Below are 18,382 nucleotides of genomic sequence, written 5' to 3'. Positions count from 1 at the left end.
GATACTAGAGTACCGTTTAGCTGTTTTTAAGTGTACGTTCTACAACTATCACTGAATTCCGCTCGGAGCTACTACATCAATTGCTGCATATAAACAGCGGGATGTCTTTTTTTCGGAATAATGTTGCAACCTACCAGCTTCTACAGATCTATTGCACAGTATCCAGCGGCCGTGGTGCCATTTGATTGCGCTCCATCAGAGCCAGGATGTCTTCGATCATTTCGTTGGCCGGGTATGGCATCGAATGGGTGATCCACCACTCCATTACACCTACTACAGCCGATGCCAGGAACTGGATCAGCATCTCTTTGTTCATCCCGCGGTTCAGGCCGCTCATGTCGATCTGCTCACTTAGACCCTGCAGCAGAATCGCATGCAGACGGGTCCGGAAGGCCGGAACGCCTTTATTGTTAAGCAGTGTAGTGAAGACCCATGCGTGCCGCTCCAGATATTCGGCTGTGCGCAGCAGCGCGCCCCCGGAGGCGATATGGGCGTCCTCCCCGCCGGCCAGGCAACTCTCGCACAGCTGTTCCATTTGCGTCTCTATACACTGATCCAGCAGATCGTACTTGTCTACATAATGGAGATAGATTGTTCCTCTGCTTACATTGGCACGCGCTGCAATCTCATTTACCGTAATCTGCTCAAAGTTCTTCTCGGCCATCAGGCTGATAAAAGCCTCGAAAATAGCTTCCCGCGTTTTGCCTATACGTCTGTCCATAATCTTCTCCCTTTCACTTGTCGTCCAGTTGCTTAGTGCACTTATTATATTTAACAAATGTCAATAAATCAACAAGTGTGCACATCGTCACCGTGCTCTGCTCTGCCCGCCATACTGCGCTATATGCGCCCAGCGGTTCAGCACAACGGGATACATTGGGCTGGTTACCTTCGCGCTGGCACATTATATTCAATTTTTCGCATACATTGGGCTCGGTTACCTTCGGGGTAGCCCATTGTATTCGATTTTTCGCATACATTCGGCCTGATTACCTTCGCGCTGGCACATTGTATTCGATTTTTCGCATACCTTGGGTCCGATTACCCTCTCGCTGGCACATTGTATTCGATTTTTCGCATACATTTGGCCTGATTACCTTCGCGCTGGCACATTGTATTCGATTTTTCGCATACATTCGGCCTGATTACCTTCGCGCTGGCACATTGTATTCGATTTTTCGCATACATTTGGCCCATATGCCCACTTCCAGCGGTTTCAGAAGCTTCTTATTTTCATGCTCGGAGTAACTTGGTACTTTTCTAACTAACACAAAAAACGGGTACCCTCCTTAGCGGATAGTGCCCGTTTCTCTTAAGTATGCTGTATTCTGGTAGTTGTTTGGTATTGGAAATAGTCGTAGTAGTCGTAGTAGTCGTCGTAGTAGTCGTGGTAACAGTAAAGGGTAAGGTTCCCGCGACTGTTGTAAGAACAGCCTCAAGGAGAGACGGCAACGGGCACAGATGGACTTATGTCTGCAACAAGCATCCTATTGCAGCTTACCCGGACACCGCCGCCGTGAACAATATGCCCCCGCCGGGGCCGCCCTCCGTCTCGGCCGCCCGCTCCCGGCGCACCAGCTCGGCCAGATGGGCCAGCGCCTCGCTCATCGCGAACCGCATCTGATGCGCAGTCGCGATCCGGCTGCGGAACAGCCCCTCACAGACGGCGAACCCGCTCAGCGGTCCGCCGGCAAGCAATGCGGCTGTAGTATCCAGCCGCTCCTCATGATGCCGGAGCAGGCTGTCCGCCCGCGCCGTGAACCCGCTGAACGGTTCCCGGTGGCCCGGGAACGCCAGCTGCACCTCAAGGCTGCGCAGCTCCCGCAGCCCCTGCAGATACGTCCGCAGCGGCTGCGGATCGCTGCCCGGCTGCAGGCCGACATTGGGCGAAATCTGCGGCAGCACAGCATCGCCGCAGAAGATTTGCCCGCTGCCGCCGTGGTAGAGCGACACATGACCCGGCGCATGCCCGCCGGTCATCAGAACCTGCCATTTGCGGCTGCCCATTACAAACGGCTCCGCCTCATTGATATAGGTGACCTCCGGCTGCGGGGTCACCTCCGGCCGGAAGCTCTCCAGATGCTCCCGGATGCCCTGAATCCAGGCCTCCGGCATGCCGTGCCGCAGGAAGAACAGCGGCAAAGCCTCATCCAGAATCGCCCCGCTGCCCCAAGCCAGGCCGGCTTCAGCATGAGCCCGCTCCGACATCCATACCCGAGCACCGCTGCGCGACTGCATCCAGCCGGCAAGACCATAATGGTCGGGATGATGATGGGTAACAACGATATCCCGCACCTTGGACCAGGACAGATCCAATTCCTCCAGCACGCCCTGCCAGGCAAGCTCTGCATCCGGGGTGTGCGGACCCGGGTCAATCACCGTAATCCTGCCGTCCCGGTCAGGCAGAATATAGCTGTTCACCTGACGGAGCGGCAGCCCCATCGGCACAGAGACCTGCAGAACTCCGCCATCCCAAGATTGAATATCCGCCTTGTGCAAAATCCTCTCTCCTCCTCTGGCTCTTCTTCCCGCCGCCATCTATGGTCTAGCTCCTGTGAAGATCATCCGGGTTGAGGACTCAGCATCATATTCCTCTTCATCGTAGCTGCCATGCACAGCTTCAAGCCGCAGCCCGGCAGCAGCGATCATCTCGCGGAAATTGTCCACGGAATAGAGCTTCACCCGTTCATGATATTTCCGGGGCGCCCCTCCGGCCTTCGAGATCAGAAGGATATCCTTCTTCACGTAACCCTCCTCAATCCGGCGTGATTCATCGATCAGAGTATCCCCGTCCTCACGGACAGAGTGGGGCACCAGATGGCGGATGACATAAGCCGGATTCAGAAAATCAATAATAAATTTGCCCTCCGGCTTCAGCATCCGGCAGATTTCCTTCAGCACCTTGATCTGCTCCTCGTCTTCTTCGAAATATCCGAACGAAGTAAACAAATTGACCACTGCATCGAATCCGCCCTCCAAGGGAAGCTCACGCATATCAGACCGCAGCCAGGTTACGGCTTCCGCACCCGCCTGCGAACGCGCTTCATGCAGCAGCGCCTCGGATAGATCAACCCCGGTAACCTCATAACCGGCCTCCGACAAAGCCAGCGAATGGCGGCCCATACCGCAGCAGAGATCAAGCACCCTGGCACCCTTGTGCAAGTCCAGCCAGCCGATCATCGTCTCCACCTCATGGCGTGCACCGCCGAAGTCCCTGTGTCTATAAACGATTAAATAGTCCTCGCCAAAGCTTGTTTCGTACCACTCACTCATCTCTCTATTACTCCCTCCACAGCCTTTTTCCCAGTACGGTCTTATGCCTCTCTTTAATAACGCTTATTGTACCGTCTTTTACTGTGGAAACAAAGCATCAGGATCACAATTCGCCGGAACATAGATTGAATAATTATTTATTTTCGTGAAAAAAAACAGCAATCCCCGGAGACCACTCCCGGACTGCTGTTTTGGTTTCTTCAGCCGGCGGTCCGGGGAACCCGGGTCCGGCCTTACGCCTTGCTGCTTAAGCGCTGCAGATATACGCGCGCCTCATACGGACGCAGCTTTAGACTGCGCAGATCATCCTCTTTGGCTGCTGGATAATTAGAGATCAGCAGCTCCAGCTTCTCCGCCGCCTGAAATTCCTCCGGAAGCTCAAATACCGGCTCACGTTCATAGAAATTCAGAATGACCAGCAGCCGCTGGTCCTCCAGCGTCCGGGTGTAGGCATAGATTTCAGGATGCTCTTCCAGCAGCAGACCATATTCGCCGTAGACGATCACCTGATGTTGTTTTCTAAGCTGAATCAGCTTTTTATAGTAATTGTAGATGGAGTCCGGGTCCTTGACTGCATTAGCCACATTAATCTCCCGGGAGTTCGAGTTCACCCTGATCCAGGGAACCCCCGTCGTAAATCCGCCATCCTCACTATCGTCCCACTGCATCGGCGTGCGGGCATTATCGCGGCTTTTGGTATGAATAGCGGCCATAATGTCGGCTTCGGGTACGCCGGCGGTCCGCTTTTCCTCGTAGAAATTCAGCGTCTCTACATCCCGGTAATCATCAATCGACTCGAAAGCGACATTGGTCATCCCAATTTCTTCACCCTGATAAATGTAGGGGGTGCCTTCCAGCATGTGGATGAAGGTGGCCAGCATTTTGGCTGACGGGATACGGTAGAACAGATCATTGCCGAACCGCGACACCGAGCGCGGCTGATCATGGTTGCACAGATAGTTGGCGTTCCAGCCCCGGTTATGCAGAACGGTCTGCCAGTTGCTGATGATCTTCTTCAGGTCACCCAGCTTCCAGGGCACGACATCCCATTTCCCGCTGCCTGGTGAAGCGGCATCCAGATTCATATGCTCGAACTGGAAGGTCATGTTCAGCTCGCGCCGTCCGTCACCGACATAATCGAGCGCCTGCTCCGGCCCAAGACCCGAGGTTTCCCCCACCGTCATAATATCGTAGTAATAGAGCACCTGATCATGCAGATTCTGCAGCAGCGTATGCACATGGTCAAGGTTCGAGAACATATCATACGCGCGCACGGTCGGCGTGCCGCCGGGATTCAGGGCATCCGGATAACCCTCGGCCTTCACAATATGGGCAATCGCATCAAACCTGAAGCCGTCAACCCCCTTCTTCAGCCACCACTCCACCATCTCATGCAGCTTGTCGATCACCGCGGGATTCTCCCAGTTGAGATCGGGCTGAAAACGGGAATACAAATGCAGATAATATTCATCCGTACGGGGATCGAGCTCCCAGACCGAACCACTGAAATAGGATTCCCAGTTGTTCGGCGGACCGCCGTTTTTCCCTTTTCTCCATATATAATAGTCCCGTTTGGGATTATCCTTCGAGCTTCTGGATTCAACGAACCACGGATGCTCATGCGAGGTATGATTCAGCACCAGGTCCATCATCAGCTTCATCCCGCGGGTATGCATCTCACGCAGCAGCAGGTCAAAATCATCCATCGTGCCGAATTCCTTCATAATGTCGCAATAGTCGCTGATATCATAGCCGTTGTCATGGTTCGGTGATTTATAAATCGGGCAGATCCAGATCACATCTACACCGAGGTCCTGCAAATAATCGAGCTTCGATAACACTCCGCGCAGATCACCCTTCCCGTCACCATTGCTGTCCATGAAGCTGATCGGATAAATCTGGTAGGCAACACTTTCTTTCCACCATTTGGGGTTCAATTTAGATTCCCTCCGCTTCTATTGGTTCCTGCCTCTGTAAGACATATTAATATATCTTAACCAGACCGAAGGAAGAGGATAACAATTTATTCGAAAAGCATGCGCCTACTCCGCCGCAATCAATCCCCGTATGGCTGCCTTCAGCCGCTTATCGAGCTGCTCATTCCACTTCTGCCCCTCTGCCGCAGATTCCCCGTGGATGTAGAACATAAGTATGGCCCCTTCCTGATAGGCTTTAAAAGGAATCAAATCCGCAGCAGCCGTCAGCTCCCCGAATTCTCCCCAGCCTGCAGCCCGCTCCTCTGCTGAAGCGAAGAGATATAGCGACAGCTCCACTCCGTCCATGGAATAGACCTGCGGCTTAAGCCCGTTCAATTCCAGCTGAAAAATAGCGCCAGGTACCTCTTCCCCCGTCTGCAGCGCCAGTCCCTGATCGGCAAAAACAGCAATGACATCCTCCCGGGACAGCACACGGACCTGTTCCGGTGCAGAATTCTCCGCCTGCCTGCAGCCTGCTAATAGCAGGGCGAATCCGGCCGTCAAGATCAGCACAATGATCATCATCAGATACCTGTAGTTAACCTTTGCGGCTACACTCATGATCTCCCCCCTCTCCCTCTCCAGCTCTTAATCTGACGGAGGCTAATGGTTCTAGGTTGCGGCGATACCCTATATTTTGTAATTTCCTGCACAACAAAAAGACAGGATACCCTCTACCCGGTACCCCGCCTCCCTCCAAGCCTGTTCTGTAACCTTCAATTCACTCTGCTTTCTGCTACTGCTAGGCCAGCTGCTTAATGACAATCGACGCATTGACATTCGCCTGTGTTCCGCCAGCCAGTGTCTGCAGTGTGACTGCTGCCGACGAGCTGTGATTTCTCAGCGTCAGCACATCTCCGGATGACAGGGAGAAAATGGCCTGCCCGGTATTCTGCTGCGTTCCTGCACCCGAACCATATACCGTCCCCGGAACCTGGGCACCATTCACGAATAGGGCAAACTGGCTCGGCTCTACACCGGATACCGAGAAATTAACCTCGTAGACACCCGCATTGGTGACCGAAATGGTGGTTGTACCCGGAGCATGCGTAATCCCGGGTGTAAGAAACCCATTCGTATCAAAAGAAACATCCGCCTCAATCGGCACCACCTGTGCGCCGAGGTTATATACATAACCGAACTGGGCAATCCCGCCAGCGGGTCCGGTTGCTCCGGTAGCCCCCGCCGGACCTGCCGCTCCTGCGGCTCCCGCCGGGCCGGCCGCACCTGTGGCACCAGTGGCCCCGGCTGCCCCCGCTGCTCCTGCCGGTCCTGCAGGCCCCACTGCCCCGGCTGCTCCTGCCGGTCCTGCAGGCCCCACTGCTCCGGCTGCTCCGGCTGGCCCTACAGGCCCCACTGCTCCTGCCGGTCCTACAGGTCCTGCAGGTCCTGCTGCGCCCGCCGGCCCTGCGGGACCGACCAGTCCGGCAATTCCCGCCGGACCGATCCCGCCCAGCGCTCCCGCTGCACCGGCAGCTCCGGCAGCACCCAAGGCGCCGGCGACTCCCGCAGCGCCGAGTGCGCCTGTGGCTCCAACTGCGCCTAGCGCTCCAGCGGCTCCAGCCGCTCCCAGCAGCCCGGCGGCACCTACGGCGCCCAATGTGCCGGTTGCTCCACGGGCACCCAAAGCACCCGCTGCGCCTACAGCGCCCAGCGCTCCGGCCGCGCCGACTGCGCCGAGTGTTCCGGCGGCGCCCGGTGCACCGAGCGCTCCGCCTGCACCTGCTGCGCCAAGCGCACCTGCCGCACCTGCAGCGCCAGCTGCTCCCAGCGCCTCTACAGCTCCGGCAGCACCCAGGGCACCTGCTGCCCCGGCTGCCCCCAATGCCCCTAATGGAATATTAACGCGTACGATCTGCTTTTTGACGATAATCTTCTTGCAGTTGCATTTGTTATCATGCACTTTTCTTTTCGGACGTTTAATTTTTGGCAGCGGACACTCCAATACATCGTCTTTGCAAATACGTTTTTTTCTCTTAAGTTCCGGACGACCCATAATTAGCACCTCCAATAGACTTTATGTATCCTACTCCGTTGACCCAGATAGGGCATGGACATTCATCCCGTAGGCAAATATTTATTTTTGGAGAAACGGGTTGTTTGTACCGGCTGGACAACCTGTTTTCAACCGGGCAGAGCCAAAATTGTTCACCCGCCTTATCACACCCCGTCCAGCCAAAACATATACTATTGCCGGACAACCCGCCCTTTGGAAGCCGGGCACAAAAAAAAGAGCATCCTACTGCACAATCTGCAATAGAATACTCTTTCGGCATCTCTCAGGCCAGGTAACGCCCGGCTTCCGCTTACACCATCCATCCCTGCCTTACAGCAGTCCGACCATCTTCAAGCCTTCGTAAATCCCGTCCTCGCTTACATGCTTCGTTACGTAAGCGGCGGCAGCCTTCGCTTCAGCTTCCCCGTTGCCCATAGCAATACCGTAGCCGACGAACCCCAGCATCTCTACATCATTCAGACCATCGCCAAAAGCATATACATCTTCCTTCCGGACGCCGATAACCTTCAGCATTTCCGCAATTCCGTTAGCCTTGGAGCCATTGCCCGGCAGCACATCCATACACAGCGGGTGCCAGCGGATGAAGTTCAGCTGCGGATACCGCTCAGTGTATATAGCCTGACTCTCCTGCGGGCAGAAAATCATCGCCTGATGCGTGTCATTCTTCAGGAAATATTCTGCATCATGCGTCGGAAACACCAGCTTCAGCGAACCGATGCTCGTCTTGATATACTCATGATCGGCCACGTTTACTTTCATGCCCGCCGTATCTGTGTATGCCACCGGATGATCCAGCTTCTCAGCGAACAAGGTAAGCTCCTCCAGTGTAGGCTTCTCAATCGGATTGCTGTACACCGGCTTTCCTTCATATACTACATATTGCCCGTTAAGCGAAACATAGGAATCGATCCCCAGCTCCGCGCGCAGCTCCTCGAACATATAGTCCGCTCTTCCGGTAGCAATCGCCACATGGTGGCCGCGTCTTTTCAGTTCAGCTATCGCTTCTTTGGCGGACGGGGGAATCTGCTTTTCCTCATCATAAATCGTGCCGTCAATATCAAAAAAGATCGTTTTCCTCAATGTCATAGCTGCCCATTCTCCTTGCTTTCTTCCGAAGTAACATCCTGCTCAAAGTGTAGATGCTTCCTGCAAGCGATGCAAGTTATCTTTTCTGAAAATGGCGGTTTCACAGCAAAAAAGCAGCACTGTTCTCCCTAAGGAAAATCAGCACTGCTTAAAATAATCAACATTCCAAAGCTGTCCTATACCGCATTCTGGGCCCGCTGCTGCTCTTCCATCAGCCACTGCACCAGCATATACTCCGGTACGGTGCCTTTGCGGGCTTCCGCATATTCACGCACCTTCTCCAGCAGACGGCCGGCCGTATCGGCACTGACTTCAAGCCCCCGCTGCTCCAGCACATGGGTCACACCGCCGCTGCCGGAATGCTTGCCGAGCACGAAGCGGTGAGCCCGGCCTACCTCCGCAGGATCGAAGGACTGATACGTGGACTTCTCCTTCATCAGCCCGTCCACATGAATCCCCGATTCATGGGTGAAGGCAAGCTGCCCCACAATCGGCTTCGCGTCGCCGACACTGCGGCCGGAGGCGGCAATCACCATGTCAGCCAAGCCTTTGAGCAGCTCCAGCCGGACCGCACATTCTCCGCCGTACAAATAGCGCCAGGCCATGGCTACTTCCTCCATGGCCGCATTGCCGGTCCGTTCACCGATTCCGGCTACCGTTGTGCTGGCCCATACCGCCCCTGCCGCGATCCCGCTAAGCGTATTCGCGCAGGCCAGACCGAAATCATTATGGCAGTGCACCTCCAGCTCCACATCCCCAGGCACTGCACCCCGCAGCCGGCTCACGCGGTCTGCCATCTGCCCCGGATGATGCGCCGAGACGGTATCCGCATAACGGAACCTGCGGATACCTTCCTTATATAATGTATTTACCACTTCAATGAGGAAATTCATATCTGCCCTGGAGGAATCCTCCATGCCTACCGACACCGTCATGTCCTGCCGTAGCCCGTATTCCACTGCACGAAGCAGCTTGTTCAGACCTTCACGCTGCGACAACCCCAGCTTACCCTGCAGCTGAATCTCCGACACCGGAATGGAGATATGACTCCAGTTCACTCCGGTAGCCTTTGCCTTGTCAATATCTCCGGGAACCGAACGGTTCCACGTCATCAGCTTCATGGGGAGTCCCAATTCAGCGATGGCCGCGATATCCTCCTGCTCCCGTTTGCCCATGGCAGGAATTCCTACCTCTGCTTGCTCTACTCCGCACTCCGACAGCAACTTTGCGATTTCCAGCTTTTCCGCCCTCGTGAATGAAACTCCAGCCGCCTGTTCACCATCCCTCAGTGTCGTGTCACATAGCTTGAGACTTTTCACGGTTTACCTCCTTCTCCGCAGCAAGCGCAATTCGGATTACGGGTAATATGGACGCTATAACAGGCGAAGTCGAGTGAGCTGAAGCGATGCATTACGCCCGCATAAGTTGTCCCTACCCCTGTAATCCATTTTACGGCTTCCAGCGCTGCCAGACAACCTGCAATCCCGGAAGTCGCACCCAGAACAGGAAATCCGAACGGCTCCCACTGCGGCTGCACATCCGGATACAGGCATTCGAGGCAAGGCGTCAGTCCCGGAATCACAGTAGTCAGCGATATTTCAAAGCCATACATTGCCGCTTCCACCATCGGCGTGTTCGTATCGACACACAGACGGTTCAGCGCGTACCGCTCAGGGAAGTCATACCGGGCGTCAATTACAATATCGGCAGCCTCTACCCAGGGTCTGGCCGCGTTATATTCAATCTTAGAATTATAGCCTTCAATTGCCACATACGGATTCAGCCGCTGCAGCTGGGCAATAGCCGTACTCATCCGCTCCTGCCCCAAATGATCACTATCCATCAGAATCTGCCGGTTAAGATCCGGCGCGAGAATGTTTCCCTCATGGGCCAAAATAAGCCTGCCGACACCCGCCGCCGCCAAATAGAGTGCAGCTGTTCCCCCAAGTCCGCCGATGCCGGCCACCATGACCGTTGCTTCCTTCAGTGCCTTCTGCCCGTCTTCCCCGAGCAGCTTCAGCTGCCGGGTATACCGTTCCAGCTCCAACTCTCCGGCAAGCTGCTCCATCCCTGAATCCCCCTGTAACTGCGAATTGAGATCTGCCCTAGCCCTCCAGGCTGAGCAGCCCGTGCTCTGAAGTCATCGCCTTGTATTTATCCAGAAAAGCCTGCCCTTCTTCTATACACTCCACCCCGTACCGGATCGTCTTCTCTGCAGAAGTGAACGGGAAAGGTGCGCCCGCCCGTAAGCTTTTGAGCACCAGGATAACTCTGCCGCTATACAGCAGCCCCCGTCCAAAACCCTCGCCGTTAATCTCAGCGGTACTCTGGATCATAAGGCCCGTTCTTTCTTCCATCACTCCGGCCATCGCCTGGAACAGCAGCGGTACCTGCTGGCGCACCTTCGGTGACACGGCACAATTGAATTCGGATTGATTCTGATCCTCGGCAGTAGCCAGGAACAGCTTCCCGATCTTCTCCAGCGGCGGAAGCATGGCATTACGCCCGAAGAAATCTCCGGCATCCAGCAGATGGCACAGCCGCCGGACCAGAGCATCCGCTGTCTCCTGATTCAGTTCCTTGCGCACTTTCCGGCTGCGCAGCCTCATTGCCGGGGCTTCCGTGTTCCCCGTATCCTGCTGCACCGCATGCTCGTTAGCCATGGGTTCCATTTGCTTCTCCCCCTTCACTCCCGCTATTCTCCTCCGCCCGCAGAACCTTGGCCAGCCACATGGGCGGCTTACCCTGAAGCATCTCCACCAGCCGTTTCAGCTGTTCATCTATGGGACTTCCGAAAGGCACCTTCACCGGCATGATCTTGCGGCGTGTCACCCGCGCGGCCGCTGACGCACCGATCTGCATGATGAAGATCAGGGTACAGTCGCTTACCGCATCCAGCCGGCTGTCGATTTTGCCTGCTTCATCCTGGTTCAGCACCGCTGGCAGCTTGCGCAGCTCAACCAGTGAGGCGCCTGATTTCGTTACATTATATACAGCAAACATCGGACTTTGTCCGAAATGGGCATTCACACGGTTTCCATCATCTGTGGCGAACGCTACTTTCACGGTGTCCTGCCTCCCTTTGCATTAACAAATTCCCTGCTTTATTACTCCATTCCATAGCGCCTCGGTACCCGACCGAGACAGACATATAAGCACCCAGCTCATTCCAGACCGGGAATCCGGCCGGCATAAACGCTGCTTCGATCCGCTGCGCACCTGCGAGCCCGTGGGAATTGCTGATCCACAAATCCGCTCCTTTGCCGAGTACCTCGGCATCATCCAGATCCCCCACCCATACCTCGCGTTCCATTCCGGCAACGAGCGGAGTTTCGTATGAGGTAATCAGCGCCTTCTGCTCTACCCCCAGCTCCTCCAGCCATCCCGAGACCGAATACAAATGATCCGGTTCCAGCGCCGTCAGAGCCGACATTCCGGCAAACTGAAAATGGGCATCCAGCATGCTGTCGAGCAGATTCTCCCTCTGCCAGCAATAACGCAGCGGCACCGGCTCCCCGCTGATCTGATGCAGGAAATGCAGCAGTTCATCAGAAGCCTTTAGCCCCATTGCGCCTTCGAATACCTTATAAGGCGTGCCCAGAGCATTGTGCAGCCGCCGGGCCGGACGCTCCATGCTGCCGCCTATGGCAATCGTCAGCCCGGACTGCAGGCTCTGCAGCATGGAATCCAGCGGAACCCCGCCCCGGGTCAGCGGCGAGAAGCCTGTCAGCAGATGGCCCGACAGGGACGTTGAGATATCCGGCAGCGCAATCACCTCGAACCCGAAGGAGGAGATGATCTCCTTCAGCTCCATTACATCGGCCGGGGTTAAGAATGATCCCGGCAGCAAGGTGATCTGCCGGGTGTTTACACTCCTGGACCCCCGGTGTCCGACCTGCTGGATCATCTCGTCAATCATGGCTTCTACCGTAGAGCTGAAGCCCGATTCCAGTGATCCGCGAAAATCAGGGAGCACGACGGAGAAGGCGAGACCGCCGCGCATATTCCGCTCTCTTTTATACGTCTTAAGCATGTTCTGATAATCCACACCCGCCACATCGGTCAGCTCTGTTCCAATAATGCCGATGATATCGGGACGGTGCTTGCTCAGCACCAGGTTCAGTGCCTCTTCCAGATTGCGGTTGGCGTCGAAGATGACATCCATCTCCTGCAGCGCCGAGGTCTGCACGGCAATCGGTTCCCGGAAATGCCGGGTCAGCAGCGCCTTCGGAAAAGCGGAGCAGCCCTGGGAGCCGTGAATCAGCGGCATGGCCCGGTAACAGCCCTGCAGTGCCAGCACGGCACCCAGCGACTGCCCGATCTTCATCGGGTTGACCGATGCCGGCTTCTTTCTCCGGTTAACGGTCATAAGGAGGAGCCTCCTTATCCCATGGGGCCGGGCTCGCCGCCAGCTTCCAGATTGGATTGGCCAGCGAATAGGTCAGTTCCTTGGCCAGCCTCAGCAATCCCTCATATCCGGCATACGCCTTGTGCCGCTCCTGATTAATATCGATGAACGGGATCTGCTCTTTCATCGCCACGTACATATTGCGTCCGCCGGCAATCATAATATCAGCCTTGCGTTCCCTGACCGTCTTAATAATCCGGCTTGCTCCGCCTTCGGGAATGTATTCCGTATCGTCGCCCACCCGGTCGGCAATCCGCCGCACATCATCCTCAGTACTCTTGTTCGTGCCTACCCCGACTACCTGGACACCCAGCTCCTTCAGCGCCGAGATCACCGACCAGCTCTTGACGCCGCCTGTGTAGAGTACCGCCCGTTTCCCTTTCAGCAGCTTGCGGTATGGGCGCAGATCCTGGCTTAGCCGGGCTTCTTCCCGCTCTGTGAGCCGGTCCACCCGCCGCTCCATCTCACGGTCATTCATCAGAAACGCCATTTGCCGCAGTGAGTAGGTCGTTTCCTTGGCCCCGTAGAACGAACCTTCGAAATAAGGGATGCCATATCTGGACTCCATCTCCTTGGCAAGACCCAGCAGCGCCCGGCTGCAGACCACCATATTCACCTTGGCACGGTGCGCCCAGGTAATCTCCTTGTAACGGGCATCTCCCGTTATCCGCGAGGTTACCGCTATCCCTGCGCTGTTCATCAGCTTCTCGATATCCCACATCTCACCGGCGATATTATACTCTCCGATCAGATTCACGCCCAGCGGCGTCAGCGGCTCCGGCTCTCCCGTACCGATGACGTACTGCAGCAGGGCATCCCCGGCCAGGCGGTTGCCGAGATTCTTGCTGCCGACGAAGCCGGGACTGTTCACGGGGATCACAGGAATCCCGATCCGCTCAGCCGCAGTCTTGCAGACCGCATCCATATCTTCGCCAATCAGCGCTGTCACACAGGTTGAATATACAAATATTGCCGGAGGCGCAAAGCGCTCGGCAATATAGTCGATACTTTCCTTCAGTTTCTTCTCGCCGCCAAAAATAATATCGGAATCCGTAAGATCCGTAGCGAAGCCATATTGGGACAGGGAGGGGCCGCTTGATAACGTTCCTCTGCTCTCCCAGCTATTACCGGCACAGGCAATCGGTCCATGGACAAGATGTGCAGCGTCCATAATCGGCAGCAGCGTAATTTGGGCTCCGTCGAAGGAGCAGCCTCCAGCTGCTTCACCCGGTTTGGGCCGCGGACAGGGCTTTGCTTTTGGGGCTATGCTCCCGCAAGCCTCGGATTCAAATTCGTCTTTTCGAACAGGGTCCATCGGCTCTTCATCTCCTTCGCTTAAGATGCTGTGTTTCACGCAAATCTTGCGCTGTTCCTGAGGCGGCATTTGCACATGATGGCAAGAATCCCGGCCCTCCGCTGCCCCCGCGGATTCCGGTCATATTAACCGCTGCCGAATGTACCGGGGGACGAAGGATGCCAGGTTGAGTATTTTTACATTTATTCAAATAATTACATCAATAATATACATTTCATTTCAGAAAGTTTCAGTAATCCCTCTCACTCTTAGTGATCACTTTAACTTAGATAGCTGATAAAACTATGTTTAGCGCACCAGCTCAAAGTTAAATCCGGAATTATTATCATCGAGCTGCTGGAGGATCGTGTTCACAATTAAGCTGAGCAGATTCAACGTCCCCTGATACCCGATAATCGGATAACGGTGCATATGATGACGGTCAAAGATCGGGAATCCGACCCGGATCAGCGGAACATCGGCATCCTTGGCGGCGAATTTCAGATGGGAGCTGCCGATTGCCAGATCAACCGTATCATTCAGCAGCAGCGAGCGCATATGCCACAGGTCTTTACCCACATGCACAGTTGCTTCTGAACCGTAGGGACTTGCCGCCAGCAGCGCCTCTGCTTCATCCTTGAACTTCACTTCATTGTAATCAACATCACCGTTCGAGCAGACGATATGCACCGGCTCCATCCCGGTTTCCAGACAGAATCCGATCAGACCGATCAGCAGATCCGGATCACCTACAAGCGCAACCCGCTTGCCGTGCAGGTAAGGATGACTGTCCATGAGCGCATCTACTACGCGGCCGCGTTCTTCGGTAAGTGGAGCAGGAACCGGCAAGCCGGTCAGTTCGCTGATCGTTTCCAGCAATTTATCAGTACCTTTAATCCCAAGCGGTGTCGATAATGCGGAGATTTGCTGCTTCCAGGTTCCGCTGATATATTCCTGCGTCTTTTTCAGCGTATATTTTTGCAGAGACAGGGTTCCCAGTGCATTCGCTGCCTGCGGAACATCCTCAAGCTTCGTGCCGCCATAGTAATACTCGTATTCTCCTGTAGCAGGTGAGTCATAGTTTCCGCTGTGGTCTCCCAGGATGGTGTACTTCGTATCAAAAGCCGCCAGAATCTTGCGCAGTTCAGCAAAGTTGCCGGTGTACGGCTCGAACCCCAGCAGAACATTCAGCTTCTCTCCGCTTTCCGCACCGCTTCCCGGCTTACTCTCGATTCCCGAACGGGTATAGAGGTAGCTCAGAATGCCTTTGATCATGGCGTCATAGCCTGTGATATGCGAACCTACGAAGCTTGGTGTGTTGCAGAAAGCTACCGGGTATTCTTCACTAATCACCCCTTTGATCCGGGCATTGCCGATAAAAGAGTTGAGGTCATCCCCGATAACCTCAGCCATACAGGTGGTACAGATGGCAACCATCTCCGGTTTGTACAGCGCGACACTGTTCTCCAGACCGTCGATCAGGTTATTCATTCCGCCGAATACGGCCGCATCCTCGGTCATTGAAGTGGAAACGGATGGCGTGGGTTCTTTAAAGTGACGGCTGAGATGGCTGCGGAAGTAGGCGTTGCAGCCCTGCGAGCCATGTACAAACGGCAGTGTTTTCTCGAATCCGAGCGCGGCCATTACGGAACCCAGCGGCTGGCAGGCTTTATGCGGATTGATGACCACATTCTGGCGGCCAAAGTTCTTTTCCATATATTCAGCGGATTTGGAGTAAGCGAGTGCTTCAGCAGTTTCCTGCTCGCTGCAAGGCGCTTCGAACTGTTTCTTGTTCTCCCGCTGCTGAACATAACGCTCCTCCTTAAACAAGCTGGTATTATCTTTAATGTTCAGATCGTCCTTGCTCATATGCTCGCCTCCTCTGGCTGGATTTTGGATTTCCGGGTTACCAGATCCCATACCGGGCTGTTCACTGTCATATCCATGTCCTTGGCAAAAACCTTAAAGCCGTCGAAGCCATGATAAGGACCGCTGTAATCCCAGGAGTGCATCTGGCGGAATGGAACCCCCATTTTGTGATACACATACTTCTCTTTCACACCTGAACCTACCAGATCTATGTTCATTCTCTGGGTGATCTCTTCCAGCTCATAGGCTGTTGGGTCATCCATAATGATCGTTCCTTCCTGCAGCATCGGAAGCATCTTCTCATAGTCATCCTTATGGGCGAATTCGTAACCGGAAGCCACGATATCCATCCCCAAATCCTCATACGCTCCGATGGTATGGCGGGAACGTAATCCGCCGATCATCAGCATGACCGTTTTGTTCTCCAGCCGGGGTCTGAATTTATGGATAATGGCATCCATCACCGGCTTATATTTGGCAATCATTCTCTCGCAGTTTTCCTGAATCGTAGCATCGAACAGAGCGGCGATCGCCCGCAGACTCTCATAGGTCTTGGTCGGTCCGAAGAAGTTGTATTCCAGCCAAGGTATACCGTAGGCCTTCTCCATATGATCCACCATATAGTTCATCGAACGGTGGCAGTGAATCAGGTTCAGCTTCGCCTTGTGGGCTACTTCCAGCTCATTGAGGGAGCCGTCACCGGACCACTGGGCAATCACGCGCAGGCCCATCTCCTCCAGCAGAATACGGGATGCCCAGGCATCACCGCCGATATTATAGTCGCCGATAATGTTGACATCATACGGACCGGTCTCCGCCAGCTCCGCACGGCCCATGACGAAATCGCGGATTGCATCGTTCGCAATATGGTGACCCAGGGATTGGCTGACCCCCCGGAACCCTTCACAGCGGACGGGAACAATCGGCATATCCAGCTCTTTGGACATCTTTTTGGATACCGCTTCAATATCATCACCAATCAGACCGACCGGGCACTCGGATTGAACCGAGATCCCCTTGGCCAGCGGGAACATCTCGGTAATCTCACGCATGATTACGGCCAGCTTCTTGTCTCCGCCGAAGACAATATCCGTCTCCTGAAAATCACTGGTGATCTGCATAGCTGTAAAATTATCAATACCGAGCGTCCCGTTCGCAAAGTTACGGCGTGAGCCCCAGCTGTATTGACCGCAGCCGACAGGGCCGTGACTAATGTGAACCATATCCTTGATCGGGCCCCATACTACCCCTTTGGAGCCTGCATAAGCACAACCGCGCGGGGTCATCACACCCGGACGGGATTTAATATTGGACTTGACTGCGCAGGTCCCGCAGTCTATTGCATTATCTGTAGCAACCTGGAAATGCTTCTCGCGGTCTTTCTTCGCTTTTTTCGGGTAAGCTTCCAGAACTTCTTCTACCAGTTTTTTATTTTCTTCGATATTCAGTCCCATGTATTGACCCTCCTTTTCTTGATGCAGGACGTCTAAGCCGCCTGCGTGGCTAATACCACCTGAGATGATCCGGCGAAGGCCGTCTCTCCACTCCCGTTCACCGGATCACTCTGTAGATTACGGCTTAGAGTCTTATTGACCGGAAGCCTGCAGCTTCTTGATCGCCGCTTCTTCATCTTCGATGATGCCGAATTCCATCAGCAGCTCTTCCAGCTCTTCCATGGAAATCGGAGTAGGGATGGTCAGCATTTTGTTATTGAGGATTTTCTCAGCCAGCGTTTCATATTCTTTCGCCTGCTGATGGGTAGGGTTATATTGGGCAACGGTCATTCTGCGCAGCTCGGCATGCTGAACGATGTTATCGCGCGGCACAAAGTGAATCATCTGTGTGTTCAGACGGCGGGCCAGCTCCATAATCAGCTCATCTTCACGGTCCGTGTTACGGCTGTTGCAGATCAGGCCGCCCAGTCTTACACCGCCGCTGGTAGCATACTTCAGGATACCGCGGGCGATATTGTTCGCTGCGTACATCGCCATCATCTCACCGGAACAGACAATGTAGATCTCTTGCGCCTTGCCTTCGCGGATTGGCATGGCGAAACCGCCGCATACAACGTCACCAAGCACGTCATAGGATACGAAGTCCAGATCCTGATAGGCACCTTCCTGTTCCAGGAAGTTAATGGCGGTGATGATCCCGCGTCCTGCGCATCCTACTCCAGGTTCAGGGCCGCCGCATTCTACGTTGATAATGTCACCGAAACCTGTCTGCAATACATCTTCAAGCTCAAGATCCTCTACCGAGCCAAGCTCAGCCGCCAGTTCAAGCACCGAGTTCTGGGCTTTCGTGTTCAGGATCAGACGGGTAGAGTCTGCCTTAGGGTCACAGCCTACGATCATTATTCTTTGTCCGAATTTTGTAGCCAGCTGAGCCAGGGTGTTTTGTGAAGTTGTCGATTTACCGATACCGCCTTTACCGTAGAAAGCTATTTGTCTCATTGTTCA

16 protein-coding genes are annotated in these 18,382 nt (G+C 54.7%); all 16 read right to left on the bottom strand.

Annotated features, from left to right (window positions below; genetic code table 11):
• Positions 1-148: 148 nt before the first annotated feature.
• Positions 149-721 carry a TetR/AcrR family transcriptional regulator gene (locus NYE33_RS10755; RefSeq protein WP_042139700.1) on the bottom strand — a complete coding sequence of 191 codons (573 nt, stop codon included), beginning with the start codon at positions 719-721 and terminating at the stop codon, positions 149-151.
• A 776-nt stretch (positions 722-1,497) separates the two neighbouring features.
• Positions 1,498-2,499: an MBL fold metallo-hydrolase gene (locus NYE33_RS10750; RefSeq protein WP_341065718.1), complete on the bottom strand. Its 1,002-nt coding sequence runs from the start codon at positions 2,497-2,499 to the stop codon at positions 1,498-1,500.
• 39 nt (positions 2,500-2,538) lie between these two features.
• Positions 2,539-3,273: a class I SAM-dependent methyltransferase gene (locus tag NYE33_RS10745; protein ID WP_042139701.1), complete on the bottom strand. Its 735-nt coding sequence runs from the start codon at positions 3,271-3,273 to the stop codon at positions 2,539-2,541.
• Between the two features lie 233 nt (positions 3,274-3,506).
• Positions 3,507-5,210: a glycoside hydrolase family 13 protein gene (locus tag NYE33_RS10740; protein WP_042139702.1), complete on the bottom strand. Its 1,704-nt coding sequence runs from the start codon at positions 5,208-5,210 to the stop codon at positions 3,507-3,509.
• A 105-nt stretch (positions 5,211-5,315) separates the two neighbouring features.
• Positions 5,316-5,810: a hypothetical protein gene (locus NYE33_RS10735; protein ID WP_042139703.1), complete on the bottom strand. Its 495-nt coding sequence runs from the start codon at positions 5,808-5,810 to the stop codon at positions 5,316-5,318.
• 181 nt (positions 5,811-5,991) lie between these two features.
• Entirely contained in the window at positions 5,992-7,152 is a 1,161-nt protein-coding gene (locus NYE33_RS10730) for a BclA C-terminal domain-containing protein (protein ID WP_341065715.1), read from the bottom strand.
• Positions 7,153-7,575: 423 nt separating this feature from the next.
• Positions 7,576-8,352, bottom strand: coding sequence for a Cof-type HAD-IIB family hydrolase (locus NYE33_RS10725; protein WP_042139704.1), 777 nt, complete (start codon positions 8,350-8,352; stop codon positions 7,576-7,578).
• Positions 8,353-8,528: 176 nt separating this feature from the next.
• Positions 8,529-9,671, bottom strand: a complete 1,143-nt coding sequence (locus NYE33_RS10720; protein WP_042139705.1) for a homocitrate synthase/isopropylmalate synthase family protein — start codon at positions 9,669-9,671, stop codon at positions 8,529-8,531.
• Positions 9,668-10,420, bottom strand: coding sequence for a HesA/MoeB/ThiF family protein (locus NYE33_RS10715; RefSeq protein ID WP_042139706.1), 753 nt, complete (start codon positions 10,418-10,420; stop codon positions 9,668-9,670). The genes NYE33_RS10720 and NYE33_RS10715 overlap by 4 nt, the downstream gene beginning before the upstream one ends.
• Positions 10,421-10,457: 37 nt before the next feature.
• Positions 10,458-11,024, bottom strand: coding sequence for a DUF269 domain-containing protein (locus NYE33_RS10710; RefSeq protein ID WP_052422076.1), 567 nt, complete (start codon positions 11,022-11,024; stop codon positions 10,458-10,460).
• Positions 11,008-11,418: a nitrogen fixation protein NifX gene (gene nifX, locus NYE33_RS10705; RefSeq protein ID WP_341065712.1), complete on the bottom strand. Its 411-nt coding sequence runs from the start codon at positions 11,416-11,418 to the stop codon at positions 11,008-11,010. The genes NYE33_RS10710 and nifX overlap by 17 nt, the downstream gene beginning before the upstream one ends.
• Positions 11,393-12,721, bottom strand: a complete 1,329-nt coding sequence (gene nifN, locus NYE33_RS10700) for a nitrogenase iron-molybdenum cofactor biosynthesis protein NifN (RefSeq protein ID WP_042139708.1) — start codon at positions 12,719-12,721, stop codon at positions 11,393-11,395. Before nifN ends, nifX begins: the two co-directional genes overlap by 26 nt.
• Positions 12,711-14,075, bottom strand: a complete 1,365-nt coding sequence (gene nifE, locus NYE33_RS10695; protein WP_340985515.1) for a nitrogenase iron-molybdenum cofactor biosynthesis protein NifE — start codon at positions 14,073-14,075, stop codon at positions 12,711-12,713. The genes nifN and nifE overlap by 11 nt, the downstream gene beginning before the upstream one ends.
• Positions 14,076-14,363: 288 nt before the next feature.
• The gene (nifK, locus tag NYE33_RS10690; RefSeq protein ID WP_042139710.1) at positions 14,364-15,923 is read right to left on the bottom strand and encodes a nitrogenase molybdenum-iron protein subunit beta; all 1,560 of its coding nucleotides are present in this window, start codon (positions 15,921-15,923) and stop codon (positions 14,364-14,366) included.
• Positions 15,920-17,377, bottom strand: coding sequence for a nitrogenase molybdenum-iron protein alpha chain (gene nifD, locus NYE33_RS10685; RefSeq protein ID WP_042139711.1), 1,458 nt, complete (start codon positions 17,375-17,377; stop codon positions 15,920-15,922). The genes nifK and nifD overlap by 4 nt, the downstream gene beginning before the upstream one ends.
• 132 nt (positions 17,378-17,509) lie before the next feature.
• The gene (gene nifH / locus NYE33_RS10680; protein ID WP_039297719.1) at positions 17,510-18,376 is read right to left on the bottom strand and encodes a nitrogenase iron protein; all 867 of its coding nucleotides are present in this window, start codon (positions 18,374-18,376) and stop codon (positions 17,510-17,512) included.
• Positions 18,377-18,382: the final 6 nt, after the last annotated feature.

The organism is Paenibacillus sp. FSL R10-2199 (assembly GCF_038000235.1).
Taxonomy (GTDB): Bacteria; Bacillota; Bacilli; order Paenibacillales; family Paenibacillaceae; genus Paenibacillus_AQ; species Paenibacillus_AQ phytohabitans.
The sequence above is the reverse complement of the archived record's forward strand: the minus strand, read 5'-3'. Positions and strand labels throughout refer to the sequence as shown.